We start from the raw sequence: 25160 nt of genomic DNA, 5'->3' as shown, positions 1-25160 counted from the left end.
CGCCATGTGGGAGGCCCTCGACGACTTCTACTGGACCTATCAGAGCCTCATCCACGGCATCGGGGTGAACGGGCTGCTCGCCCTCTCGATCTACGTGGTGCTGGCGGTGGGCCAGCTCTCCCTGGGCCAAGCGGCCTTCATGGGGGTGGGCGCCTATACGGGGGCGCTGCTCACCGTGAAGTTCGGCACGCCCTTCGCGGTCTCGATGGCCGCCGCCGCCCTGGTCCCGGCCCTGATCGCCCTCGTGGTCGGCGGGCCGACGCTGCGGCTCACCGGGGTCTACCTCGCCATCGCCACGATCGGGCTCGGCGAGATCACCCGCATCGTCTTCCTGAACTGGGACTATGCGGGCGGGGCGCTCGGCCTCTCCAGCATCCCCGAGAAGGGCGGCGTGGGCGCGATCTACGGCACCCTCGCGGTGGTGCTCGTCGGCCTCGTCCTGGTGGCGCGCTCGCGGGTCGGGCGGGCCATGGAGGCGATGCGCGAGGACGAGGCGGCGGCCGGCGTGATGGGGGTGAACCTGCCGCGCTACCGCATGACCGCCCTCGTGGTCTCGTCGGCGCTGGCCGGCATCGCCGGCTGCCTGTCGGCCCACGTCTCCTCCTTCATCGGACCCAACGAGTACGGTTTCGAGACGGCCGTGACGATCCTCAGCTACGCGCTCCTCGGCGGCATCGGCTCGCCGGCGGCGCCCGTCCTCGGTGCCGCGATCCTCACCCTGCTGCCGGAGGTGCTGCGCCCGCTCGCGGATTTCCGGCTCATGGTGAACGGTCTCATCATCGTGATCGCGGTCCTGTTCATGCCGCGGGGCATCCTGCCCTGGCGCATCGCCCGGACGGGGACCCGATGAGCGCCCCCCTCCTCGCCGCCGAAGGCCTGACCCGGCGCTTCCAGGGCCTGCTCGCCGTCGACAGCGTCGACATCGCCGTGCGCGAGGGCACCGTCCACGGCCTCATCGGCCCGAACGGCGCCGGCAAGACCACCCTGTTCAACCTGCTCTCCGGCGTGCTCGCCCCCACGGCGGGCAGCGTGCGTCTCGACGGCCGCTCCCTCGACGGCCTGCCGCCCTACCGGCGCACGGCGCTCGGGCTCGCCCGCACCTTCCAGAACATCCGCATCTTCTCCGAGATGACGGTGCTGGAGAACGTGATGACGGGGATGCATGCGCGCCTCTCCTCCGGGCTCGGCATCCTGCTGCGCACGCCGGGTTTCCGGGCGGAGGAGCGGGCCGCCAAGGCGCGCGCCCGCGATCTCCTCGCCTTCGTCGGCCTCACGGAAGCGGCGGAGCGGCGCGCCGGCAGCCTGCCCTACGGCGACCAGCGCCGGCTCGAGATCGCCCGGGCGCTGGCCTGCGAGCCGCGCCTCGTCCTCCTCGACGAGCCGGCGGCCGGCATGAACCCGGCCGAGACCCACGCCCTCCTCGGCCTGCTGCGGCGGCTGCGCGACGAGCGCGGCCTCACCCTGCTCCTCGTCGAGCACGACATGCCCCTCGTCATGAGCCTGTGCGACCGCCTCACCGTGCTGAATTTCGGCCGCCGCATCGCGGACGGCACCCCCGCCGAGGTGCGCGCCCACCCGGCCGTGATCGAGGCCTATCTCGGCACCAAGGCGGCGGCCCCGCAGGGAGCGGCCTCGTGAGCGCCCTCCTCACCGTCAGGGGCCTGCGCCTCGGCTACGGCCGGGCCGACGTGGTCCACGGGCTCGATCTCACGGTGCCCCGGGGCCGGATCGTCTCGCTGATCGGCTCGAACGGGGCGGGCAAGACCACGATCCTGCGGGGCCTCTCGGGCCTCCTGAAGCCGCGCGGCGGCGAGATCCTGTGGGGCGACGGCGCGGAGGCGGACATCGCCGGCGAGGCCGCCTACCGCATCGCCCGGCGCGGCATCGTGCAGGTGCCGGAGGGGCGGCAGGTCTTCGCCAACATGACGGTGGCGGAGAATCTGCGGCTCGGCGGCTATCGTGTGAGCAACGCGGAGGCCGCGCAGCGCCAGGAGGCCGTGGTGGCGCGCTTCCCGCGCCTCGGCGAGCGCCTCTCCCAGCAGGCCGGCTACCTCTCGGGGGGCGAGCAGCAGATGCTCGCCATGGGCCGCGCCCTGATGGCCGACCCGAAGCTCCTCCTCCTCGACGAGCCCTCGATGGGCCTCGCCCCCCTCATCGTGGAGGAGATCTTCGCCATCATCGCCGCCCTGCGCGAAGAGGGCCGGACGATCCTCCTGGTGGAGCAGAATGCCGGCGCGGCGCTCGCCATCGCGGACGATGCCTACGTGCTGGAGACCGGCCGCGTCCGCCTCCAGGGCCCCGCCGCCGAGGTGGCCCGCAACCCGGACGTGGCGGCGGCCTATCTGGGCATCTGAAGCCGGGCAGGACCGGCGCGCCCGCCGGGGCACGATCCCGGTCCCATCGCTCCCGCGATGACGCCGCGCGGCGCGACGCTGATCCAGCTCTCCCCCCTTCCGGGCCCGTTCGGGCCTGCGCGCATGGAGCGAGAGCGGAATGCGGCCGGGGACCCAGCGCGGGACGTCGCGAAGCGACCGCTTGTCGTCACCGGTGCTGGAATGATGGGCCGCTTGGCGGCAACTCCTCTCGTCGAATCCCGGATCTCCCTCCGCTGACGCTTCCGTCGTCCGGGACAGGGGAACGCTCACAGGAAGGGTCTCCGGGCCATCGGCAGACAACATCGGCCGGATGTCATACGGTTTCCGGATGATCGCTTCGCGATGCGGAAACCGGCCTCGCTCAGGCGCCGCGCGGGCTCGTGATACGGTTTCCGAAAGTGATCGTCCGGAAACCGTATCACGCGCTCAATCCGGCACGGCCCGAGTCGTCGCGGGCGCCACCATCGACCTCAGGGCCCTATCAACCTCCCGTTTACGACGCCGGCAATCCTCGCGGCGCGATTCACCGACCCTTCACCCTGCCGGCCTCTGATGGGGGCCCAGAAACGTGGACCCGCGACGGTCGCTTCGGCCGAGACACGCGGGCAGGGATGGCAGAATGCAACAGGGTCGGACGCCTGGAGCGGCGGCGCGCGAGGACGCGCCGCCGCTCCTCAAACGACGCGGGATCCGCCACGGGCGCTACGGCGCCGCGCCGGCCTTCGACGGGACGGCGCTCGTGGCCGCCGCCCTCGGACCAATGGTCGGAACCGGGCTCCTCGCCCTGGTCGGCTTCGCCGCCCGCGCGGCGCTCTGACCCGGCCGCTTGCCAGGGACGGGGTCGCGCCGCACCTTGATCGGTGATGATGCGCCGCCACGTCCCGATCACCCTCGCGGCCCTGCTCGCCCTGCTGGCGGCGGGGCTGCTCGCCTATCAATGGGCGTGGCTGCCGAGCACCCTGCGCGTCGCGGTCGGCCCGCCGGGCGGCGAGGACACGAGGATGATCGGGGCCATCGCCCAATCGCTCACCCGCAACCACGAGGACGTGCGCCTGCGGGTCGTGCCGACGAGCGGCACCGCGGAGAGCGCGGCCGTGGCGGAGCGCGAGAAGGCCGACCTGGCGGTGGTCCGCTCCGATGTCGGCATCCCGGCCTCCACCCAGACGGTGGCGATCCTCCACCGCGACGCCGCGGTGCTGATGACCGCCGATCCCGCCCTCACCACGGTGCCGGACCTCAACGGCCGGCGGGTCGGCGTGGTGCGGCCGCAGGTCGGCAACGCGAAGCTCCTCGACACCCTGCTCGAACAATACGAATTGCCCCCCGGCAGCGTCGCCGTCGTGCCCCTCGGCCACGGCGACGACGCGGGCCGGGCGCTGAAGGAGGGCCAGGCCGATGCCGTGTTCGTGGTCGCGCCCCTCACCGGGCCGACCATGCGCGAGGCCGTCGCCAGCATCGCCCGGGCGGGCCTGCAGCTCGGCTTCATCCCGGTGGGCGAGGCGGCGGCGATCGTGCGGCGCTCCCCCGTCCTCGAAGCGGTGGAGATCGGGCGCGGCACCTTCGGCGGCACGCCGCCGCGGCCGGCCGAGGCCTTCACCACGATCGGCGTCAGCCACCGGCTGGTCGCCCAGGCGAAACTGCCGGATTCCACCGTCTCGGAGCTGACGCGCCTGATCTTCGTGACGCGGCCGGGCCTCGTCGGCGAGGTGCCGCTCGCCAACCAGATCGAGGCGCCCGAGACCGCCAAGGGCGCCTCGCTGCCCCTGCATCCGGGGGCCGAGGCCTATTACGACGGCGAGATCGAGACCTTCTTCGAGCGCTACGGCGACTGGTTCTACCTCCTCGTCATGTGCCTCTCGATCCTGGGCTCGGCCGCCGCGACCCTGGTCTCGCGGGCGGCGAACCGCTCGCGCGCCCGCGACATGGAACTGCTGCGCCAGCTCCTCGCCATCGTGCGGGCGACCCGGGACGTGGAGGACGAGGACGAATTGTTCGACCTGGAGCACAAGGCCGACGAGATCCTGGCCGCCGCCCTCGCCCGGGCGGGCACGGGGGCGATCGACAATGCGGGCGTCGCCGCCTTCACCCTCGGCCTCGATCAGGCCCGCCGGGCCATCGCCGAGCGGCGGGCGCTGATCCAGAGCGGCCACGTCCATCCGGCCGGCCCTTCGGAAAGCTGGGCCGCCGAATAGGACGTTTGGTCCCTATTGCGGTTGGGCGCCGCACCTTATATTGCAACGCAACAGCTTTCCCCGCCCGTCCTGTCCGGTCGCGCTTCGCGGCCCGCGGCAGGCCGGGCGATTTTTGCTTCGGACCCCCTATGAAGCTGCGCAACATCGCCATCATCGCCCACGTCGATCACGGGAAAACCACCCTGGTCGACAAGCTCCTGCAGCAATCCGGGGCCTTCCGCGAGAACCAGCGCGTCGAAGAGCGCGTGATGGATTCCAACGACCTGGAGAAGGAGCGTGGCATCACGATCCTGGCCAAGGTGACCTCCGTCGTCTGGAAGGACACCCGGGTCAACATCGTGGACACCCCCGGCCACGCGGATTTCGGCGGTGAGGTCGAGCGCATCCTGTCGATGGTCGACGGCGTGATCGTGCTCGTCGACGCGGCCGAGGGGCCGATGCCGCAGACCAAGTTCGTGGTCTCGAAGGCGCTCAAGATCGGCCTGCGCCCGATCGTCGCGATCAACAAGGTCGACCGGCCCGACGCCCGCATCGACGAGGTGGTCAACGAGGTCTTCGACCTGTTCGCCGCCCTCGACGCCACCGACGAGCAGCTCGACTTCCCGATCCTGTACGGCTCGGGCCGCAACGGCTGGATGGCGAACTCCCCCGAAGGCCCGCAGGACGGCATGGCGCCGCTCTTCGACCTCGTGCTCCAGCACGTGCCGGAGCCGCGGACCGAGGAGGGTGCGTTCAGCATGCTCGGCACGCTGCTCGAAGCCAACCCGTTCCTCGGCCGCATCGTCACCGGGCGCATCGCTTCGGGCACGGTGAAGCCGAACCAGTCGATCAAGGTCCTCGACCGCACCGGCAAGGTGGTGGAGACGGGCCGCGTCTCGAAGATCCTGGCCTTCCGCGGCCTGGAGCGCCAGCCGATCGAGGTCGGCGAGGCGGGCGACATCGTGTCGATCGCGGGCCTCACCAAGGGCACGGTGTCGGACACCTTCTGCGATCCCCAGGTCGAGACGCCGATCCAGGCCCAGCCGATCGATCCGCCGACCGTGACGATGTCCTTCATCGTCAACGACTCGCCGCTGGCCGGCACCGAGGGCGACAAGGTCACGAGCCGCATGATCCGCGACCGCCTGTTCAAGGAGGCCGAGGGCAACATCACGCTCAAGATCGAGGAGGCGGCGGACAAGGACTCGTTCTACGTCTCGGGCCGCGGTGAGTTGCAGCTCTCGATCCTGATCGAGACCATGCGCCGCGAGGGCTTCGAGATTGCCGTGTCGCGTCCCCGCGTCGTGTTCGAGAAGGACGAGGACGGCAACCTGCTCGAGCCGATCGAGGAGGTGGTGATCGACGTGGACGAGGAGCACTCGGGCGTCGTGGTGCAGAAGATGTCCGAGCGCAAGGGCGACATGCTGGAGATGCGCCCGTCGGGCGGCAACCGGCTGCGCCTCGTCTTCCACGCCCCGACCCGCGGCCTGATCGGCTACCAGAGCGAGCTGCTGACGGACACCCGCGGCACCGCGATCATGAACCGGCTGTTCAAGGCCTACGAGCCCTTCAAGGGCGAGATCCCGGGCCGCCGCAACGGCGTGCTGATCTCCAACGACCAGGGCGAGGCGGTGGCCTACGCGCTCTGGAACCTGGAGGATCGCGGCCCGATGATGATCGAGCCCGGCTGGAAGGTCTACCAGGGCATGATCGTGGGCGAGCACAACCGCGAGAACGATCTCGAGGTGAACGTGCTCAAGGGCAAGAAGCTCACCAACATCCGCACCACCTCGAAGGACGAGGCGGTGCGCCTGACGCCGCCGATCCGCATGACACTCGAGCGCTCGCTGGCCTGGATCCAGGACGACGAGCTGGTCGAGGTCACGCCGAAGTCGATCCGCCTGCGCAAGACCGTGCTCGACCCCAACGACCGCAAGCGCGCCGAGCGGACGAAGGAAGCGCTGAGCGCCTGATCACCCGAGCGAGGGCCCCGGGCCCTCGCTCAACACTGCGACGACCACGGGACGGAGGCTCGGCAGCGCCTTCGCCGCCGCCCGCCCGATGAGCAGATCGTCGACGCGGTGATATTGGTACCGGAGCTTGCTACCGATGGCGGCGGTCTCCCGTCACGGCACGTCGGCGAAGCGGGCCTTGTCGGCTTCCGGTCGGTGCCGACTCGCCTCCGAAACGATCTCGATGCTTCGCTCGATGGCGAGCCTCAGCTTGAGATCCGCGCGATACGCAGCGAAGTCGGCACCCGTCGTCTCCGCGGCATCGATCATCTCGTGCAAGCGGGCGGCGGCCGACTTCCTCATCGGAGAATCCGGATCGCCTCGCGCTCGATCACGGGTCGCGGATCGGGATGCGATCCCTCGCGCGTCGTCGGATCGACGGCGCATCCGAGTTCCTGGGTAAGCCATTCCTCAAGGCGAATCAGCTCGACGAAGCCGAAGCGATCGGAATCGGGATCGCCGAACAGATCGACGTCGCTTCCCTCACCGGCCTCGTCACGGACGACGGACCCGAACAGGGAGAGCGATGACACGCCCGCCTCATGCACATGGTCCGCGGAGGCGCGCAGGCGGGTGATGGTGTCGCCTCGTCGCAGGCCGCGACGCCCCCATGTCGGCGTGACATCGTGAACGGACGGCCCAACCACGCGACCGGCCCGTCATCCGTCAGGATGCGCGGGCAGCGGCGCCGTCCCGTAGGCCTCCGCCATCTCGGCGATCGCCCGCATCTTCGCCGCGTAGGCGGACCAGTCGTCCTCCGCCGCGATCGGCGCCCACAGGGCCTCGACCTCGTCGATCAGCATCGTGCAGGGCTGTGCCCGCGCGAAGTAGGGATGATCGAGCCGGATCTCCGGCGCGGGCGCGAAGCGCGCCAGCAGGTCGCGCACCCGCGCGAAGCCCTCGCCGGCGTAATGCTCCGCCGCGGGGCTCCGCGCCGCCCTCCCGGCGCTCGCCGTGCCGCCGTACCAATCGAAGAAGGCCTGCTCGAAGGGCGCCCGGCTCTCGCGCAGGAAGGCCCAGAACGCCCCAACCAGAGCGTGCAGCAGCTCCTCGTCCTCCGGCCGCGCGAGCCCCAGCCGCCGCAGAACCGCCGCGGCGAAGGACTCCTGCAAGGCGGGACCGATCAGGTCGAGGGCCGCGCCGAGCCGGTCCGTGTCCGAGAGCGGCAGCAGGCACTCGGCGAGGCGCCCCAGGTTCCAGGCCAGCGCCTCGGGCTGGCGGCCGAAGGCGTAGAGGCCGAACTCGTCGAAATAGGCCGCCGTGAAAGCCGGATCGTTCACGGGCGCGAAGCGCCAGGGGCCGTAATCGAAGCTCTCGCCGGTCACGTTGATGTTGTCGGTGTTGAGCACGCCGTGGACGAAGCCGGCCGCCATCCAGTCCGCCCCGGTGCGCGCCACCCGGCGGCAGACCTCCCCCAGGAAGGCGGCCGCGCGGTCGCCGGGATCCTCCCGCCACACCTCCGGCATGGTGGCGCGGACCGTATGATCGAGAAGCCGCCGGACATCCTCCGGGCGGCCGAGCGCCCGCGGGCGCTGGAAGCTGCCGATGCGGATATGGGAGTGGCTCAGGCGCACCAGCACCGCGGCACGCGTCGGCGAGGGCTCGTCGGAGCGCTCCAGGCTCTCGCCGGTCTCGATCAGGCTGAAGGATTTCGAGGTGTCGACGCCGAGCGCCTCCAGCATGGTGGTGGCCAGCACCTCGCGCACGCCGCCCTTCAGGGTCAGGCGCCCATCCGCGAAGCGGGAATAGGGCGTCTGCCCGCTGCCCTTGGTGCCGAGATCGAGGAGGCGTCCGTCCCGCAGGTCGTGCAGCTGCGCGAACAGGAAGCCGCGCCCGTCGCCGAGATCGGGATTGTAGGAGCGGAACTGATGGCCGTGGTAGCGCAAGGCCAGCGGCTGCGCGAAGCTGCCTTCCAGCGGCTCGAAGCGGCCGAAATGCGCGATCCACTCCGCCTCCGAGAGCCCGCCGAGGCCCACGCGCGCGGCCCAATCCGAGTTGCGGTGGCGGATGATCGCCTGCGGGAAGCGGGCGGGAGCGACGACGTCGTAGAAATCGGGGCCGAGATCGGCGTGGCGGCGGGAGGGTCGGGGAGCCATGGATCCTGGGGGTGCATCCTCGGGGTGCGGCACGGGAGGGCAACGCGCCGGGGAAGCGGCGGGGTCCCTTAGAGCATCTTCCGACGCCGTGGATCCCGGTTCGTCGCAGACAATGCGGCAAAGTCAGAGACCGAGAGCGGCGTCCGATCGCAACGCGATCGGGCGCCGCTCTAGAAGCCGAGAAGCGTGGCGAAGCGCTCGGCGGGCTCGCGGTCAGGAACCAGCCGATTCTCAGGCGCCGCCGGGTCGGAGAGGCCGAGTGCCATGCCGCACACCACCACCTCGTCGGGCCCGAGCGGCAGGTGGCGCCGGATCACCGCCCCGTAGGGCGCGAAGGCGGCCTGGGGGCAGGTGTCGAGGCCGCGGGCCCGGGCCGCGATCATCAGCGTCTGCAGGAAGCCGCCGTAATCGAGCCAACTGCCGGTGGCGAGGCGGCGGTCGATGGTGAAGATCAGCCCCACCGGGGCATCGAAGAAGCGGAAGTTGCGGGCGTGCTGCGCCTGCATCCGCGCCGCATCGCCCTTCGGGATGCCGACGAGGGCGTAGAGCCCGAGCCCGACCTCGCGCCGCCGCGCGCGATAGGGCTCGAAGAATTCCTCCGGATAGTAACGAAAGGCCGGCTCGCCCTCCTCCCCGGCCAGATAGGCCGCGACGAGCGCCTCGCTGAGCCGCGCGCGCGGCTCCCCGGCCACCGCGTAGACCCGCCAGGGCTGCATGTTGCTGCCGCTCGGCGCCCGGGCGGCGAGGTCGAGGAGATCCGTCACGACCTCGGGCGGCACCGGATCCGGCCGGAAGGCGCGCACCGACCGGCGGGTCCGGATCGCGCTCGCCACGGATTCGAAAGATTCCTCCGTCATGGTTCGGATTCTGCCGATTTCCCGGGCTCCGCGCCACAACGACGCGTCGACGGCCATGATCCGCACACAGGTCGCTGCCGATTCGGTCTGTCAATCCGTGCCGGTTCGTGAGAGAGTGTGCCCGTCGTCGCCACGCCGGGCAGATCCGCCTTGCGGTACGGTCTGAGTTGCGTCAGGACTGTGGCGGACTTCTTGGTCACCGCAACCGGGAATGGAGATGTGCCGAGGAGCCGACTGCAAGATGCAGCGGGTCACGGCACGAGTGGGGTCGGCGGGTTACGTTTTGGCGAGCTTCTAAATGGGACGTGGTCGTGATTTTCGGGAGCCGCGTCGTCGCGGCTTCGATGATGGTGCTCCTGAGCCGCGGTGGCCGGATCAGGCGCCCTCCGGGGGATACGGTGGCGGTGGCTACGGTGGCGGTGGCGGCGGCTTCGGCGGCGGTTTCGACCGCGGGCCGGCGCGCAGCAGCGCTCCCTCTGGGCCGGAGCGTGATGCGACGGTCAAATGGTTCAACAAGGAGAAGGGCTTCGGCTTCGTCGAGCTGGGTGACGGCTCGGGCGATGCCTTCCTCCACATCCGCGCCGTCGAGGCGGCCGGCCATGCGGATCTTCTGCCCGGCACGCGCCTGACCGTTCAGACGGCTCAGGGCCAGAAGGGCCCGCAGGTGACCAACATCACCAGCGTCGACACCAGCACGGCCGAGGCGCCGGCGGCTCGCGGGCCTCGCCCGCCCCGCGCTGGCGGCTTCGGCGGCGGCGGCGGCTTCGGCGGCGGTGGTGGGTTCGGCGGCGGTGGCGGCGGTGGCCGTTTCGCCAGCGGCCCCTCGACCGAGATGAGCGGCACCGTGAAGTGGTACGACCCTGCCAAGGGCTTCGGCTTCGTCTCGGTGAAGGATGGCGGCAAGGACGTGTTCGTCCACCGCTCCGCCCTCGCCCGGGCCGGCCTCGACTCCCTGGCCGAAGGCCAGCAGGTGACGATGGGCGTGATCGAGGGCCAGAAGGGCCGCGAGGCGCAGAGCATCACCGTCGCGGAGTGATCCGCTCGGCGACGAGACCTTGTGCGAAGCGGCGGCTCCTCGGAGCCGCCGCTTCGTGCGTTCTCAGCCTGGCCGCGAGCGCGGCGCAGGCCGAGGATTTCGATTTCACCGGCGCCTATGCCGGCGTGAGTATCGGGTATGGCCGCGGCCTGGGGGACGGGCGCACGGGCCGGCCCACTACTCTCCCCTCCCCCGGCGCGGGAGACGCCTCGGCCGGGTTGCCGCCGAGTGCGGCGCGGGCCGCCGCCGGCAACCCGGTCCTGCGGGCGCGCAGCGCCCCTACTTCTGCTTCTTCTGCAACGCGTCCTTGACCTGCATCAGCTGCTCGAAGACGGTGCCCGGCGTCGTGCCGAAGAAAGCGAAGGCCCCGTTCACCGCCCAGTAACCGGCGAACAGGATCACGGGCACGAGAATCCAGGCCAGAATCTCCTCACCGATGATCCGGCGACGGCGGCGCTGACGCCGCTTCTCGCGCGCGGTGAGCTTGGGCGGCGGCGCGACCGTGGTCGCCGGAGCAAGGGGCCCCTCGTTGAGGTCGCCGGTCATGAAGCAGCTCTCGTCGCTGGCCCGGCCGGCCCCGGCGAGCGGAGCCGTGGGCCTGTCCTGAAAACAAGCATCCCGGCGATGGACCTCGCCGGGATGGCCGTGGCGTCAGCACCGTCATAGACGATGCGGCCGCCGGGATCGAGGGGGCATCCCCCCTCGGTTCAGGCGCGCACCAGCGGCACCTTCGGTACGGTGCGGACGCCGCCGCTGCCGCCGCCCGAGCCGCCGTTGTTCTTCGGCTTCTTGGGGGCGGCGCGCGGACGCGAGCGCTTCTTCTTCGCCGCGTTGGTCACGTCCTTCTCGGGCTTCGGCGTCACCGGACCGGCCGGGAACTCGAAGCCGAGCGAGGACTTGCCGGTCTCCGGCCGCTTCACGATCACCCGGACCGCGCCGCCATCCTTGAGCTTGCCGAACAGCACCTCGTCGGCCAGCGGCGTCTTGATGGTCGACTGGATCAGGCGGGTCATCGGGCGGGCGCCCATGGTCTCGTCGTAACCGTGTTCGACCAGCCAGTCGCGGGCCTCGTCCGCCAGCTCGATGGTGACGTTGCGGTCGGCGAGCTGCGCCTCCAGCTGGAGCACGAACTTGTCGACCACCTTCGACACCACCTCCTTGGGCAGGTGGCCGAAGGAGACGATCGCGTCGAGCCGGTTGCGGAATTCGGGCGCGAACAGGCGGTTGATGGCCTCGTGGTCGTCCCCGGTGCGCTTGCTCTGCGTGAAGCCGAAGGCGGCCCGGGCGAGGTCGGCGGCGCCGGCATTCGACGTCATGATGATGATGACGTTCCGGAAATCGACCTGCTTCCCGTTATGGTCGGTCAGCTTCCCGTGATCCATGACCTGCAGCAGGATGTTGAACAGGTCCGGATGCGCCTTCTCGATCTCGTCGAGGAGGAGGACGCAGTGGGGGTGCTGGTCGACGCCGTCCGTGAGCAAGCCGCCCTGGTCGAAGCCGACATAGCCGGGCGGCGCGCCGATGAGCCGCGAGACCGTGTGGCGCTCCATGTATTCCGACATGTCGAAGCGCAGCATCTCGACCCCGAGCGCCGAGGCGAGCTGCTTGGCGACCTCGGTCTTGCCGACGCCGGTCGGGCCGGCGAACAGGTAGGAGCCGATCGGCTTGTCGGGATCGCGCAGACCGGCGCGGGCGAGCTTGATCGAGGCCGTGAGCGCCTCGATGGCGTTGTCCTGGCCGTAGACGACGCGCTTGAGGCTGTCGGTGAGGTTGGCCAGCACCACCGCGTCGTCCTTCGACACGGTCTTCGGAGGAATGCGCGCCATCGTGGCGATGGTCGCCTCCACCTCCTTCACGCCGATCGTCCGCTTGCGCCGGCTCTCCGGCACCAGCATCTGCGAGGCGCCGGTCTCGTCGATCACGTCGATCGCCTTGTCCGGCAGCTTGCGGTCGCTGATGTAGCGGGCCGACAGCTCGACCGCCGCCTTCACGGCCTCGGTCGTGTACTTGAGCTTGTGGAATTCCTCGAAATACGGCCGCAGACCTTTCAGGATCTCGATCGCGTCCGGGATCGAGGGCTCGTTGACGTCGATCTTCTGGAAGCGGCGGACGAGGGCCCGGTCCTTCTCGAAGTACTGGCGGTACTCCTTATAAGTGGTCGAGCCGATGCAGCGCAGGGTGCCCGAGGCGAGCGCGGGCTTCAGCAGGTTCGAGGCGTCCATCGCACCGCCCGAGGTCGCACCGGCGCCGATCACCGTGTGGATCTCGTCGATGAACATGATGGCGTTGGGATGCGCCTCGATCTCCTTCATCACCTGCTTGAGGCGCTCCTCGAAGTCGCCCCGGTAGCGGGTGCCCGCGAGCAGCGTGCCCATGTCGAGGGAGAAGACCGTGGCGTCGGCCAGAACCTCCGGCACCTCGTGCTGGATGATCTTGCGCGCCAGCCCCTCGGCGATCGCGGTCTTGCCCACGCCCGGATCGCCCACGAGGAGCGGGTTGTTCTTCTGGCGGCGGCAGAGCACCTGGATGGTGCGCTGCACCTCGGACTCGCGGCCGATCAGCGGGTCGATCTTGCCCTCGCGCGCCTTCTTGTTGAGGTTCACGCAATAGGCGTCGAGGGCATCGCCCTTTTTCTTCGGGCCGCGCTCGTCCTCGCCCCCGGTGGGCCGCTCGGCGCCGCCCTCCTCCTCGGCGCCGCGCACCGGCTTGGCCTCCGAGAGGCCCGGCCGCTTGGCGATGCCGTGGCTGATGTAGTTGACCGCGTCGTAGCGGGTCATGTCCTGCTCTTGCAGGAAATAGGCGGCGTGGCTCTCGCGCTCGGCGAAGATGGCGACGAGGACGTTCGCCCCCGTGACCTCCTCGCGGCCCGAGGACTGCACGTGGATCACCGCGCGCTGGATCACGCGCTGGAAACCGGCCGTGGGCTTGGCGTCCTGGCGGCCGTCGCCCGTGAGGTTGGCGAGTTCGGTGTCGATGTATTCGACGAGATTGCGCTTCAGAACGTCGACGTCGACGTTGCAGGCCCGCATGACCGCAGCCGCATCCTGGTCGTCGACCAGAGCCAGCAGGAGATGTTCGAGCGTGGCGTATTCGTGGCGACGCTCGCCAGCGAGCGCCAGGGCGCGGTGGAGTGCTTGTTCAAGGCTGCGTGAGAAGCTGGGCAAAGCGGGCCTCTATGCTGGTGCCTATTTCTTTTCCATGACGCATTGCAGAGGATGTTGGTGTTTGCGGGCAAAGTCCATTACCTGCGTCACCTTGGTCTCCGCCACCTCGTACGTGAAAATGCCGCATTCCCCGACGCCGTTCTGGTGAACGTGCAGCATGATGCGGGTCGCGTCCTCGCGCGACTTGTTGAAGAATCGCTCCACCACGTGGACGACGAACTCCATGGGCGTGTAGTCGTCGTTGAGGAGGAGCACGCGATAGAGATTGGGTCGCTTCGTGGCAGGCCGGGTGCGCGTGATGACGGCTGTCCCCGAGCGACCATCCCCGCCATTGCCGCCGGGGGCGCGGGGCGATGCCGCCACGATCTTGGCCGCAGCGGCCTGTGCGATGACGACGATGTCCTGCCGCGGGACTTGAGACATTGGGATCGTACCGACCTCACCCTTTCGGTGGCGCCGAGGATCGGGCGGAGACCCACGGGCGCAGCAGACCGGCAACAACGTAGCACGCCCCGTGCCGGATCCGAGCCTAATCTATAGGCCGAGGGCGGCCGGCGCCAGACGGCTGCGCCGTCTTGTCATGCCGGCCCGGCATGGCAGGGCACGCCGGCGGTTGAGCGCGCCCGATCGGGGATTCGGAGCCGTGTCCGATCCTCCCAAAACAAGAAGGCGGCACGGACCCGTCGGGGTCCGCACCGCCTCCACGCGCCCGGCCGCGGCAGCTCCCGTGAGGGGCGCCCGCGGCAGCGTGCGATCAAGCCTTACGCGGCGGTCGGAACCTTGGCCTGGAACGCCTCGAGCGGCTTGACCATCTCCTTGGCGAGGTTGCCATACAGTTCGGCCATCTTGGTCGACTGGGCCAGGAAGCGCTCGTAGGAGGTCTTGAGGTACTCGGTCTGGATCTCGATCGCCTTGTCGAGCGAACGGACGCCGGCGAGCTTCTCCATCGTGGAGGCGGTCTGCTCGAAGGACTGCTTGGCGAAATCGGCCGCCTCGACCGCGATGGCCTGGCCGCCCTTCGACAGGGTGCCGAAGCTGCGCAGCACGGTGTCCATGCTCTCCTTGCCGAACTTCTGGGCAGTATCGAACTGCTGATTCATCGTGATGCACGGCGCTCCGGGCGCCGCCCCTCCTGACGCGGTTATCGAGTGGGAGCGGAGGCGTCCGCGTCATGCCACCTCCCCGCGCCCTATATGTGCAGCGCACAATGGATCGTCAAGCGTTTTTTGTGCATCGCACAACGCGCTGTTCCGATCGCATTAACCCGGGCGTAACCGAGCAAACCTAGCCTGATTGACAGTGATGCCGCGGTGACGGGGCGGTGCCGTTTGTGCGTTGCGGCTGGGATACCAGCTGCCGCCGACGCCCCCGACGCGGCCAGGCGTGGGATGAGTTCGTGATGCGTGGCGTACGCGGCACCTCTGGTCGTGCTGTTCCGGCCCTGATCGCAGCCGCGGCGGTCCTCGCCGCCATGACGAACCCGGCGGATGCCCGCCGGCGCGGACACCACCATGGCGGGGGCGGCGGCTACAATCCGCCCTTCGCCGCGATGGTCGTCGACGTGAAGAGCGGGCGCATCCTGCACGCCGTCAACGAGGATGCGCTGCGCCACCCCGCCTCGATCACCAAGGTGATGACGCTCTACCTGCTGTTCGAGCAGTTGGAGCGGGGCAAGATGTCCCTCGACTCGCCCCTCGAGATCTCCGCCAACGCCGCCCGGCAGGCCCCCTCCAAGCTCGGCCTGCGCCCGGGCTCGACGATCACGGTCGAGGAGGCGATCAAGGCGCTGGTGACGAAGTCGGCCAACGACGTGGCCTGCGCCATCGGCGAGAACATCGCCGGCTCCGAGGGCGCCTTCGCCGAGATGATGACGCGCAAGGCCCACGCGCTCGGCATGAGCCGGACGCATTACGCCAACGCCTCGGGCCTGCCCGATTCCGACCAGATCACCACGGCGCGCGACCTCACGATCCTCGCCCGCGCGATCCAGGACCGCTTCCCGCGCTATTACCGCTTCTTCCAGACCCGCTCCTTCGCCTTCCGGGGCCGGGTGATCGGCAACCACAACAACCTGCTCGGGCGGGTCGAGGGGGTGGACGGAATCAAGACCGGCTACACCCGCGATTCCGGCTTCAACCTGATGACCTCGGCGCGGCTCAACGACCGCCACATCGTCGCCGTGGTGCTCGGGGGCAAGTCGGGCGCGAGCCGCGACGCGATCATGGCGCGCCTCGTCCAGGCCAACCTGCCCAAGGCCTATGCGGGCATGCGGCAGACGGCGCCGGTGGTGGAGGTGGCCGAGCGTCCGCGTCCGGCGGTGGTGGCCGAGAAGCCGGTGGCCACGCGCACCATGGTCGCCTCCGCGGAGGACGACGAGGCCGTCGACACCACCTCCTCGACGAGCCGCGCCGGCCAGCCTCTCGACCTCAACCCCGCCCGGCAGACGGCGACGCCGAGCGGCGGCCGCTGGCGCAGCGGCGCGGGCGTTCCGGCGAACGCCCAGGCCTACGCGGCGACGCCCGAGGCCGCCTTCCCCGGCCCGGGCGGCAAGTTCGGCTCGCGTTTGCCCTCCGCCGAGCCCGGCGAGGCGCGGGCCCCGGCCCCGCCCGCCCGGTCGGAGGCCCCCGCGCCCAAGGCCGTCTCGGTCACGCCCTGGGTGATCCAGCTCGGCGCCATGGACGACGAGGGCAAGGCGAAATCGATGCTCGCTGAAGCGCGCCAGCGCAGCGGCGGCACGCTGTCCAAGGCCGCGCCCTTCACCGAGCGCGTCACCCACGGCGGCACCACCCTCTACCGCGCCCGCTTCTCCGGCTTCTCCGAGGCCGAGAGCGCGCAGGATGCCTGCCGGGCGCTCAAGCGCAGCGGCTTCACCTGCTTCGCCACCCGGAGCTGACGGCGGCCGGAGGGAGAGTGATCCCGCCCCGGCCAGCGTCCGACAGACGGTTTTCGTAAAGCGCGGGCCGTTCGCCCGCGTCCCGACGACACGCGCGTGGAGTATCAGCGATGTCGGTTGAGAAGTCGGTCCTTGGCCGCGTTGACGCGCGCCGCGAGGTAGTCCGATCCCCCCTGGTCCGGATGCAGCCGTTTCATGAGGGTTCGGTGCGCCCGGCGCACGTCCTCCACGGACGCCCCGCGCTCAAGCCCCAGGATCTGATAAGCCTCCTCCTCCGTCATCGCCCCTGGATTCGCCGGGCTGCCCGGCCGCGGGTCAGCATCGCGCTCAGCGTGTTCACGCCAGCCGGCAAACCGGCGGTCCAGATACGCCTCTAGGAGCCGCGCCCCATCCGGATCGCCGCCCAGACAGGCGGCGCGGAGGGACAGGAGGTCCGGCAGCGGCAGGGCGTCGAGATCCTGGCCCGCCCGGGACCCGGCGACGACGCGGCCCCGCATCGCCCCGGTGGCGTGGTCGAGTTCCATCTCGATCAGGGCGGAGCGCACCCGCGAGGTGCCACCAGGCGAAGCCGCTCCCCCGCCCCCGAGGCCGAAGGGCAGGGACGGCATCCGGCGCCAGCCGAGGAGCGAAGCGCCGACCAGCCCGAGCGCCACCGCCATGTCGAAGCGTCCGCGCAGGAACAGCACCGCGGCGACGGCGAGGGAGAGCCAGCCGCCCGCGCGCCGCAGCATCCCCGCGAGGAGGGCGGGGCTGACGGCGGTCGCCTGGCGGCCGAGCCACCACAGGCCGACCAGGACCAAGAGGCCGAGACCGAGAGGAATCATGACAGGGAAGCGTCACCGCGGCGTGAGCGCGCCGAGGAGCCGGCGCGCGGTCGCGTCTTCTCGCGCGGCGAGCCGCAGCCCGTCGAGCCCCCGGGCCGCGTAAACCGCCGCCGCCCGCAGCAGGGCGGCGAGCCTCGCGGGGGCGGCGCGGTCGAAGCGGGCGTGGACGCCGCCCGAGAGCCGGGCGATCGCCGCGAATCCGGCTCCGGCCCGCGGATCGTCGCCCTCCTGGAAGCAGAAGGCGGGGACGCCGAGGAGACCGAGTTCGCCCGCGAGCGCCGAGAGGCCGCCCGGATCCTCCTCGACCGCATCGCCCACCAGCACCAGGGCCTTGACCGGCCCCTTGCCGGCCTCGGCCCGGACATGACGCAGGACGCGGCCGATCTGCGTCTCGCCGCCGCGGCAGGCGATGCCGGCCATCAGGTCGGTGAGCGCCCGCGCATCGGCGACGAAGCGCGAGGCGCGGCACTCCGAGAAGCCGCGGAAGTAGACGAGCTGGACGGCAAGGCCGCCCAGACCCGCGGTCGCCGCGAACAGCTCCGCCTGGAGCCGGCAGGCGAGGTCCCAGGTGGGCTGCCGGCTCATCGTGGCGTCGAGGGCGAAGATCAGGCGCGGGGTGCCGGAGGTGGCGGGCGCGAGGCGCCGGGCCTCGTCGAGGAAGGCCGCCACGGCGGCCCCGCCGCCGGCACTCGGAGGCCCGGAGCGCTCGCCCATGCCTCCTCCCCGTCCCATGCCCCTCCCCGTTCAGTGGCGCCGGATCGAACTCGCGGTGAGCGCGTGCACCGAGAACAGCCCGTCCGGGTCGGTCCAGACCGCCCGCCCCTCCCAGCCCGCCGAGCGGGCGAGCGAGCGGAAGCTCTCGATCGTGTACTTGTAGCTGTTCTCGGTGTGGATCGTCTCGCCGGCCGCGAAGCTGATCGGCATGGTCGCCACCGTGACGCGCTGGGCGCGGCGGCTGACGAGGTGCATCTCGATCCGTGATTGCGCGGTGTCGAAGAAGGCCCGGTGGGCGAAGGCGGCGAGATCGAAATCCGCCCCGACCTCGCGGTTGATCCGCGCGAGCAAGTTCAGGTTGAAGGCCGCCGTGACGCCGGCCGCGTCGTCATAGGCCGCCTCCAGCACCGCCTTGTCCTTCACGAGATCGACGCCGACGATCAGGGTCGCCTGCGGCCCGAGGATCGCCGCGAAGTGGCGCAGCAGCGCGGCGGCGGCCTCCGGCTCGAAATTGCCGATGGTGGAGCCGGGGAAGAAACCCGCCCGCGGTGCGGCCTCCGCCTCCGGCGGCAGGGTGAAGACCCGGCTGAAATCCGCTGCCACCGGGGCGACGCGCAGGGACGGGAAGTCGCGGCCGAGCTCCTCCGCCTCGCTGCGCAGGAAATCCGCCGAGACGTCGACCGGCACGTAGACCGCGAGGTCGCCGAGATGCGGCAGCAGGCGGCGCAACTTCTGGGTGGAGCCGCTGCCGAACTCGACCAGGGCCGCCCCCGCCGGCAGGGTTGCGGCGATCTCGGCCCCGTGGCGGGCGAGGATGCCGAGTTCGGTGCGGGTCGGGTAATATTCCGGCAGCCGGGTGATGGCCTCGAACAGGGCCGAGCCCTGCCGGTCGTAGAAGTACTTGGCGGCGAGGTGCTTGCGCGGTGCCGTGAGGCCCGCGATCACGTCCTCGGCGAAGCGCCGGCTCTCCGGCTCGGACAGCGGCGTCGCGGGGGGCAGGTGGGGGATCGGTGCGGTCACGGGCAACTCCGAGATCGAGACGTCGCGGGTCGGGCGCCGGCTCAGGCGCGACCGTGAGATAGTCTGAGGCCGGTGAACTGCCAGCGTTGGTGCGGATAGAAGAAGTTCCGGTAGGTCGCGCGGCTGTGGCCGTCCGGCGTCGCCACCGAGGAGCCGCGCAGCACGAATTGGTTGACCATGAACTTGCCGTTGTACTCGCCGAGCGCCCCCGGCATCGGGCGGTAGCCCGGATAGGCGGAATAGCTGCTGCGGGTCCATTGCCAGACATGGCCGAAGGCCCCGTCGAGCCCCGCCCGCGCGGCGGTCTCCCATTCGGCCTCGGTCGGCAGGTCGCGCCCCGCCCAGCGGGCGAAGGCGTCGGCCTCGTAGTAGCTCACATGCGTGACCGGCAGGGCCGGATCGACGGCCTTCCGCCCGGCGAGCGTCATGCTCGACCAGACGCCGTCCCCGGCCCGGCGCCAGTAGCCGGGCGCCTCCCAGCCCTCGTTCTGCGCCGCGACCCAGCCGTCCGAGAGCCAGAGTTCCGGCCGCGCGTAGCCGCCGTCCTGCATGAAGTCGAGCCACTCCCCGTTCGTCACCAGGGCCCAGTCGAGGGCGAGCGGCCGGAGCAGGACGTCGTGGCGCGGGGATTCGTTGTCGAAGCTGAAACCGCCGCCCGCATGTCCGACCGGGACGATGCCGCCCGCGAGGCTCACCGTGCCCTCGGCCCGCTTCGGGACGGGGAAGCGCCACGTGGGATCGTAGGCGGGACAGAGCGGGTTCTGCGCGAAGGCGTGCAGGATGTCGGTGAGCATCAGCTCCTGGTGCTGCTGCTCGTGGTGGAGGCCGATCTCCACGATGGCGACGATCTCGGCGAGCTTCGCCTCCGGCGCGGTCTCCACCAGGGCGCAGACGGCGCTGTCGACATGGGCCCGGTAGGCCGCGACCTCGTCGCAGGTCGGACGGGTGACGAGGCCGCGGCTGATCCGCGGCGCCCGCGGGCCCGCCGCCACGTAGTAGGAATTGAACAGGTAGAGGAAGCGCTCGTCGAAGATGCGGTAGGCGGGCGCGTGGTCCTTCAGCAGGAACTGCTCGAAGAACCACGTGGTATGGGCGCGGTGCCACTTGGTCGGGCTGGCATCCGGCATCGACTGGATCTGCTGATCCTCCGCGGAGAGGGGGGCGGCGCGGCGCTCGGTCTCGTCGCGGACATGCTGGAAGGCCTCGATCCAGGCGGCACGGTCGATCGGCCGGGCCGAGACATCCGGAGGCGGAAAGGCGGGGCGCGTGTCCGGTGCCTGCGCGGTCGCAGTCGCTGCCATCACGGGGTTCCCTTGCGCATGGATTTATTGCGCACCGACAACGCGGCCGGGGGAAATTCGTTTCTCCCCCGCGACGGCACGGCGCAGGTTGCCGTCTCCCGCGGGCCGCCGGGACGCCGCCGCCATTTTGCCGCCCCAGTGACCGCGCGTTAACGATCGGGCCGGAGAGTTTTCGGCGAGACGAGTCCCGTTCCCACGAGTTGATGCGCATGCGATTCGATCTTCTGGCCGGCACCGGCGCGGTGCCGCTCGCCCCCGTGATGCGGGCGCCGGTGGTGCTGGTGTTCGATTCCGGCCTCGGCGGCCTCACGGTGCTGGCGGAGGTGCGGCGCACCCGCCCGGACGCGCGGATCGTCTACGCCGCCGACGACGCGGCCTTCCCGTACGGCGACCTCGCGGAGCCGGCCCTGGTGGCGCGGGTGGTGGCGGTGATGGAGCGCCTGATCGCCGCCCACGCCCCCGATCTCGTGGTGATCGCCTGCAACACCGCGACGACGCTGGTGCTGCCGGCCCTGCGGGCGCGCTTCGCGATTCCGTTCGTCGGCACGGTTCCGGCGATCAAGCCCGCCGCCGCCGCGACCCGCTCGGGGCATGTCAGCGTGCTCGCGACGCCCGGCACGGTGCGGCGGGACTACACCCGCGAGTTGATCGACACCTATGCGGGCTCGTGCCGCGTCACGTTGGTCGGGGCGACGCGGCTCGCGGGTTTCGCGGAGGCGGAACTCGCCGGTCTCCCGGTCGCGGACGACCTGCTGCGGCAGGAGATCGCCCCCTGCTTCGTCGGTGCGGGCGCGGCGCGCACCGACGTGGTGGTGCTGGGCTGCACGCATTACCCGCTGCTGCTGCGTCGCTTCGAGCGGCTGAGCCCCTGGCCCGTCACCTGGATCGACCCCGCCCCGGCCATCGCCCGGCGGATGGCCGCGCTCCTCGGGCCGGCACCGCACGCGGCCGGCGAGACGGGCTCCGTCACGGCCCTGTTCACCGGGGGCGAGCGGATCACGCCCGCCTTGCGCGCCGCCCTCGCCGCCCGCGGCATGGACAAGCTCGCCATCGAGGCGATGCCCCTCGCCCGGCAGTGAGAGCGCGCCGGGTGCTGTGGGGCGTCCTGCTCGTCCCGGTCGCGCTCTATTGCGCGGCCGGCGCCGGGTTGTGGCTGTTCCAGCGCAACCTGATCTATCCGGGGGCGCATGGTATCGTGAAGGGGCGCCGGGAGCCGCCGCCCGGGGTCGAGTCGATCGCGGTGCGGACCGCGGATGGCGAGACGCTCGCGGCCCTGTGGCGGGCGCCGGCGCCCGGATGCGGCCTCGTGGTCAGCTTCCACGGCAATGCCTCGGTCCCGGCCATGCACGCGGAGCGCTTCCTCGGCGGCCCGTGGGCGGCCCATGGCTGGGGCTTCCTCGCCGTCGCGTATCGCGGCTATCCCGGCTCCACCGGCCGGCCGAGCGAGTCCGGCCTCATCGCCGACGGGCGCGCGGCCGTCGCGGAGGCCGGGCGCCGCGCCCCGGGCTCGCCGGTCCTGCTGCACGGGCATTCCCTCGGCACCGCGGTGGCGGTGGCGGTCGCCGCCGAGCGCCCGCATCTCGGCCTCTACCTCGAAGCGCCCTTCGATTCGATGGTGGCGATGGCCCGGCTGCGCTTCCCGCTGATGCCGAGCCTGCTCCTGCGCGACACCTTCCGCTCGGACGCCCGCATCCGGGCGGTGACGGGCCCGATCGTGATCGTCCACGGCGACGCCGATCCGGTGATCCCGACGCAATTCGGCCGGCGTCTCGCCCACGCCGCCCCCACCGGCACCCGCTTCGCGGTGGTGGCGGGTGATCACGTCTCGCTGCTCGGGCGCGAGGACAGTGCGGCGGAGGCCCTGTTCCGGGCGAGGGTCCCGGCGGGATGCATCGCCGGCTGACAAAAGCCTTGACGGCGGGGTCATTCCCCCGTACCAGCGCCCGGCTTGCGGGGTCCTTCGGGGCCCCGCGGCTTTTTCAGCGCACCCGTGAACGGCCGTCCGGCCGGTCTGTCGTCCCGCGAGGGAAGAGGAGGGCGCGTTCCTCGCAAATCGTCGTTCCTGAGGACACGCGATGTCGAAACGCATCCAGGCGAAGCACAAGCTCGATCGCCGCATGGGCCAGAACATCTGGGGCCGCCCGAAGAGCCCCGTCAACCGGCGCGAATACGGCCCCGGTCAGCATGGACAGCGCCGCAAGGGCAAGATGTCCGACTTCGGCACGCAGCTGCGTGCGAAGCAGAAGCTGAAGGGCTACTACGCCAACATCACCGAGAAGCAGTTCCGCCGCTACTACGCCGAGGCGATCCGCCTGCGCGGCGATTCGGGCGAGAACCTGATCGGCCTGCTGGAGCGCCGCCTGGACGCCGTCGTCTACCGGGCGAAGTTCGTGGCGACCCCGTTCGCGGCCCGCCAGTTCGTGAACCACGGCCACATCCGGGTGAACGGCCAGCGCGTCAACATCCCGAGCTACCTCGTGAAGCCGGGCGACGTGATCGAGGTCAAGGAATCCTCCAAGCAGCTCGAAGTCGTGGTCGTGGCCTCGCAGCTCGCCGAGCGCGACGTTCCGGACTACATCGAGGCCGATCACGGCAAGATGGCCGCGCGCTTCACCCGCGTGCCGAGCCTCTCCGAGGTGCCCTATCCGGTGCACATGGAGCCGAACCAGGTCATCGAGTTCTATTCGCGCTGATCATCAGCCGAAGGATATCGAACGAAGGGCGGGTGCTGCCAAGCACCCGCCCTTTTCATGCGCGGAGATCAGCCGGCCACGGCGGCTGCGCACCGTGAGCACCAGGCCGAGCAGGCGGCGCCCGATCAGGCCGGCGGCCTTGCGGCGCTCTTCACCATCCCTCTCACGGGATGCGCCCTCTCACGGGATGCGTCGAACCCGATCCGCCGGGAATCCGGAAATACGGCGCCGACAAACAACTCGGATCGGGGAACCGGGGCTCGTCCTCACCGCATCGCCGCGAGCAGGCTCTCCCGCACCGCCTGGGGGGCGGCGACGAGTTCGCCGTGGATCGGCTCGCGGCGGTTGTAGGCCGGGACGCGGCCGGCGAGGTCGAGGACGGCGCCGCCCGCCTCGCGCAGGATGAGGTCGGCCCCCGCGAGGTCCCAGTCCCGGGCATCCGACGAGATCAGCCCCACATCGACCAGCCCCTCGGCGACCCGGGCGATCCGCAGCGCCAGGGACGGGATCCGCGGCAGCCGAATCAGCGCGTCGGGCGTGCCGCCGAGACCGAGATTCCGCTCCAGATGATCGACCATCGGCTTGGGGCCCGCCACGCGGGCGCCCGCGAGGCTGCCCTGGCCGGTGACCCGGATGGGCTCGCCGTTCTTGCGCGCGCCCTGCCCCGCCACCGCCTCGTAGAGGATGCCCGTCACCGGGGCCGCCACGATGCCGAGCACCGGCTCGCCCTGGGCGAGGAGCGCGATGGCGATGGACCAGTTCGCATCACCCGACAGGAAGGCCCGGGTGCCGTCGATCGGATCCACGATCCAGACGAGGTCGTGCTCCAGCCGCACCGGGTCGTCGCGGGTCTCCTCCGAGAGCCATGCGGCGCCCGGCGCGAGTTCGCTGAGGCGGATCTTCAGGAAGGTGTCGACCGCGACATCCGCCTCCGTCACCGGCGAGCCGCCGGACTTGCTCCAGACCCGGGCGGTGGTGCGCTCGCCCGCGCGGAAGAACGGCAGGGCGAGCAGGGCCGCCTCGCGGACCGTGGCCCGGACCTGGGGAAGCAGCGCACGCGCGTCGACGGAGAAGGACATGACCGACGGGACCGTAGGTTGGAACAGGGCGCAGCCGCGCCGACCGGGCCCGAAGGAAGAGGGCGGAGAAACGCGACGCCCGTTGTAGGCCCGGCGCCCCGGCGCCACAAGGACGCGCCACCGGTCATCGCCACGGTGAACGAAAAATCACCCCGCCCGGGACAAGGAACTATTGAGCATTCGGAGCAGGAACCCGCCGCGAACCATCGCTTAACGCTGCGCTTTAAGGCGTTCTGAGCCGGCCGGGGAGCAATCTGCCTCCAACAGCGGACGGTCCGTCAGAGATCGCCGCCTCACGCGGACAGGGCGTCGAGCAGCATCATGGTCACGAGATTTCGCCGCACGAATCAGCAGGCCGCCTCGCGCAGCAAGGGGCTGCTTCCCACCCTCCATCGCGGGCCGGTCCACGCCGAGCCCTCGCCGCTGCCGATCATCGGCCGGGTGCCGGGCGCGGGCCGGGCGGCCAGCGTCGCCCTCTGCCTCGACGCGGATGCGAGCGACGCCACGGGCGAGGATCGCTTCGCGCTCCTGCTCCTCGACAAGGACGGCGACCCGCTGATGCGGCTCGGCACCTACGGGGATGCCGACGTGGTGGCGGTGTGGCGGCGCCTCGGCGCCGAGACCGGCCTGCCGCTCCTGGTGATCCAAGAGGACGGCGCGGTGACCCCGATGGGCGCGCAGATCGGCCGGCTCAAGCTCGGCGCCGTGCGCATCCGCCGCCGGCACGGCCTCCTCAGCGGGCGCCGCCCGCGCTTCCTCTGCCGTCGCAAGACTGCCCGGCTGCCGCTGCGGCCCATCGTCTACCGGGACGAGGACCAGCTCACCGATCACGGCCTCTGATACGGTTTCCGGACGATCACTTTTGGAAACCGTATCACGAGCCCGCGCGGCGCCTGAGCGAGGCCGGTTTCCGCATCGCGAAGCG

25 protein-coding genes are annotated in these 25160 nt (G+C 70.9%); 12 read left to right on the top strand and 13 right to left on the bottom strand.

Annotated features, from left to right (window positions below; translation table 11 throughout):
• Positions 1-4 precede the first annotated feature (4 nt).
• The 6 genes from ACE101_RS18180 (at position 5) to typA (ending at position 6519) form a co-directional block, all read left to right on the top strand.
• Positions 5-850 (top strand): branched-chain amino acid ABC transporter permease, encoded by an 846-nt coding sequence (locus tag ACE101_RS18180; RefSeq protein WP_379132281.1) that lies wholly within the window; start codon positions 5-7, stop codon positions 848-850.
• Positions 847-1638 carry an ABC transporter ATP-binding protein gene (locus ACE101_RS18175; protein ID WP_379132278.1) on the top strand — a complete coding sequence of 264 codons (792 nt, stop codon included), beginning with the start codon at positions 847-849 and terminating at the stop codon, positions 1636-1638. Before ACE101_RS18180 ends, ACE101_RS18175 begins: the two co-directional genes overlap by 4 nt.
• A complete protein-coding gene (locus ACE101_RS18170; protein ID WP_379132275.1) occupies positions 1635-2354 on the top strand; it encodes an ABC transporter ATP-binding protein in 720 nt (239 codons plus the stop codon). Before ACE101_RS18175 ends, ACE101_RS18170 begins: the two co-directional genes overlap by 4 nt.
• A 640-nt stretch (positions 2355-2994) precedes the next feature.
• Entirely contained in the window at positions 2995-3192 is a 198-nt protein-coding gene (locus ACE101_RS18165) for a hypothetical protein (RefSeq protein ID WP_379132272.1), read from the top strand.
• A 49-nt stretch (positions 3193-3241) separates the two neighbouring features.
• Positions 3242-4567, top strand: coding sequence for a TAXI family TRAP transporter solute-binding subunit (locus ACE101_RS18160; protein ID WP_379132269.1), 1326 nt, complete (start codon positions 3242-3244; stop codon positions 4565-4567).
• Between the two features lie 128 nt (positions 4568-4695).
• A complete protein-coding gene (typA, locus tag ACE101_RS18155) occupies positions 4696-6519 on the top strand; it encodes a translational GTPase TypA (RefSeq protein ID WP_379132266.1) in 1824 nt (607 codons plus the stop codon).
• A gap of 153 nt (positions 6520-6672) precedes the next feature.
• Here typA and ACE101_RS18150 read toward each other — a convergent pair whose 3' ends face one another.
• From ACE101_RS18150 to ACE101_RS18135, 4 genes are all read right to left on the bottom strand, one after another.
• Positions 6673-6828: a ribonuclease HepT family protein gene (locus ACE101_RS18150; protein WP_379132264.1), complete on the bottom strand. Its 156-nt coding sequence runs from the start codon at positions 6826-6828 to the stop codon at positions 6673-6675.
• Positions 6829-6857: 29 nt separating this feature from the next.
• A complete protein-coding gene (locus ACE101_RS18145; protein ID WP_379132261.1) occupies positions 6858-7091 on the bottom strand; it encodes a nucleotidyltransferase family protein in 234 nt (77 codons plus the stop codon).
• A 126-nt stretch (positions 7092-7217) separates the two neighbouring features.
• Positions 7218-8654, bottom strand: coding sequence for a protein adenylyltransferase SelO (locus ACE101_RS18140; RefSeq protein ID WP_379132258.1), 1437 nt, complete (start codon positions 8652-8654; stop codon positions 7218-7220).
• A 170-nt stretch (positions 8655-8824) separates the two neighbouring features.
• On the bottom strand, positions 8825-9511 hold the full coding sequence (locus ACE101_RS18135) for a nitroreductase (RefSeq protein WP_379132255.1): 687 nt from the start codon (positions 9509-9511) through the stop codon (positions 8825-8827).
• A 298-nt stretch (positions 9512-9809) separates the two neighbouring features.
• Between ACE101_RS18135 and ACE101_RS18130 the strand changes: the two genes are divergently transcribed.
• The gene (locus ACE101_RS18130; protein WP_379132253.1) at positions 9810-10547 is read left to right on the top strand and encodes a cold-shock protein; all 738 of its coding nucleotides are present in this window, start codon (positions 9810-9812) and stop codon (positions 10545-10547) included.
• Positions 10548-10826: 279 nt separating this feature from the next.
• Here ACE101_RS18130 and ACE101_RS18125 read toward each other — a convergent pair whose 3' ends face one another.
• From ACE101_RS18125 to ACE101_RS18110, 4 genes are all read right to left on the bottom strand, one after another.
• Positions 10827-11093, bottom strand: coding sequence for a hypothetical protein (locus tag ACE101_RS18125; protein WP_379132251.1), 267 nt, complete (start codon positions 11091-11093; stop codon positions 10827-10829).
• 161 nt (positions 11094-11254) lie between these two features.
• On the bottom strand, positions 11255-13711 hold the full coding sequence (gene clpA / locus ACE101_RS18120; RefSeq protein WP_379132248.1) for an ATP-dependent Clp protease ATP-binding subunit ClpA: 2457 nt from the start codon (positions 13709-13711) through the stop codon (positions 11255-11257).
• A gap of 21 nt (positions 13712-13732) precedes the next feature.
• On the bottom strand, positions 13733-14134 hold the full coding sequence (gene clpS / locus ACE101_RS18115; protein ID WP_379132245.1) for an ATP-dependent Clp protease adapter ClpS: 402 nt from the start codon (positions 14132-14134) through the stop codon (positions 13733-13735).
• A 338-nt stretch (positions 14135-14472) separates the two neighbouring features.
• Entirely contained in the window at positions 14473-14811 is a 339-nt protein-coding gene (locus ACE101_RS18110; RefSeq protein ID WP_379132242.1) for a phasin family protein, read from the bottom strand.
• A gap of 299 nt (positions 14812-15110) precedes the next feature.
• Between ACE101_RS18110 and ACE101_RS18105 the strand changes: the two genes are divergently transcribed.
• The gene (locus ACE101_RS18105) at positions 15111-16604 is read left to right on the top strand and encodes an SPOR domain-containing protein (RefSeq protein WP_379132240.1); all 1494 of its coding nucleotides are present in this window, start codon (positions 15111-15113) and stop codon (positions 16602-16604) included.
• A gap of 104 nt (positions 16605-16708) precedes the next feature.
• Here ACE101_RS18105 and ACE101_RS18100 read toward each other — a convergent pair whose 3' ends face one another.
• The 4 genes from ACE101_RS18100 to egtB are packed head-to-tail and all read right to left on the bottom strand — an operon-like array spanning position 16709 to position 20463.
• Positions 16709-17428 (bottom strand): DnaJ domain-containing protein, encoded by a 720-nt coding sequence (locus tag ACE101_RS18100; RefSeq protein ID WP_379132237.1) that lies wholly within the window; start codon positions 17426-17428, stop codon positions 16709-16711.
• Between the two features lie 12 nt (positions 17429-17440).
• The gene (locus ACE101_RS18095) at positions 17441-18142 is read right to left on the bottom strand and encodes a VWA domain-containing protein (RefSeq protein WP_379132235.1); all 702 of its coding nucleotides are present in this window, start codon (positions 18140-18142) and stop codon (positions 17441-17443) included.
• Between the two features lie 30 nt (positions 18143-18172).
• Positions 18173-19162 (bottom strand): L-histidine N(alpha)-methyltransferase, encoded by a 990-nt coding sequence (gene egtD, locus ACE101_RS18090; protein WP_379132232.1) that lies wholly within the window; start codon positions 19160-19162, stop codon positions 18173-18175.
• 41 nt (positions 19163-19203) lie between these two features.
• The gene (gene egtB / locus ACE101_RS18085) at positions 19204-20463 is read right to left on the bottom strand and encodes an ergothioneine biosynthesis protein EgtB (protein ID WP_379132229.1); all 1260 of its coding nucleotides are present in this window, start codon (positions 20461-20463) and stop codon (positions 19204-19206) included.
• A gap of 209 nt (positions 20464-20672) precedes the next feature.
• Here egtB and murI point away from each other — a divergent pair, with 209 nt between their 5' ends.
• The 3 genes from murI to rpsD all read left to right on the top strand — a co-directional run bounded on the left by murI (position 20673) and on the right by rpsD (position 23156).
• Positions 20673-21542 (top strand): glutamate racemase, encoded by an 870-nt coding sequence (gene murI, locus ACE101_RS18080; RefSeq protein WP_379132226.1) that lies wholly within the window; start codon positions 20673-20675, stop codon positions 21540-21542.
• Between the two features lie 11 nt (positions 21543-21553).
• The gene (locus ACE101_RS18075) at positions 21554-22366 is read left to right on the top strand and encodes an alpha/beta hydrolase (RefSeq protein WP_379132223.1); all 813 of its coding nucleotides are present in this window, start codon (positions 21554-21556) and stop codon (positions 22364-22366) included.
• A 172-nt stretch (positions 22367-22538) separates the two neighbouring features.
• Entirely contained in the window at positions 22539-23156 is a 618-nt protein-coding gene (rpsD, locus tag ACE101_RS18070; protein ID WP_379132220.1) for a 30S ribosomal protein S4, read from the top strand.
• A gap of 266 nt (positions 23157-23422) precedes the next feature.
• Here the strand turns inward: rpsD and ACE101_RS18065 are convergent, their stop codons facing one another.
• Positions 23423-24235 carry a 3'(2'),5'-bisphosphate nucleotidase CysQ gene (locus ACE101_RS18065; RefSeq protein ID WP_379132218.1) on the bottom strand — a complete coding sequence of 271 codons (813 nt, stop codon included), beginning with the start codon at positions 24233-24235 and terminating at the stop codon, positions 23423-23425.
• Positions 24236-24556: 321 nt separating this feature from the next.
• Between ACE101_RS18065 and ACE101_RS18060 the strand changes: the two genes are divergently transcribed.
• On the top strand, positions 24557-25075 hold the full coding sequence (locus ACE101_RS18060) for a DUF6101 family protein (RefSeq protein ID WP_379132215.1): 519 nt from the start codon (positions 24557-24559) through the stop codon (positions 25073-25075).
• The last annotated feature ends 85 nt before the right edge of the window (positions 25076-25160 follow it).

Source organism: Methylobacterium carpenticola (genome assembly GCF_042748905.1).
Taxonomy (GTDB): Bacteria; Pseudomonadota; Alphaproteobacteria; order Rhizobiales; family Beijerinckiaceae; genus Methylobacterium; species Methylobacterium carpenticola.
The sequence above is the reverse complement of the archived record's forward strand: the minus strand, read 5'-3'. Positions and strand labels throughout refer to the sequence as shown.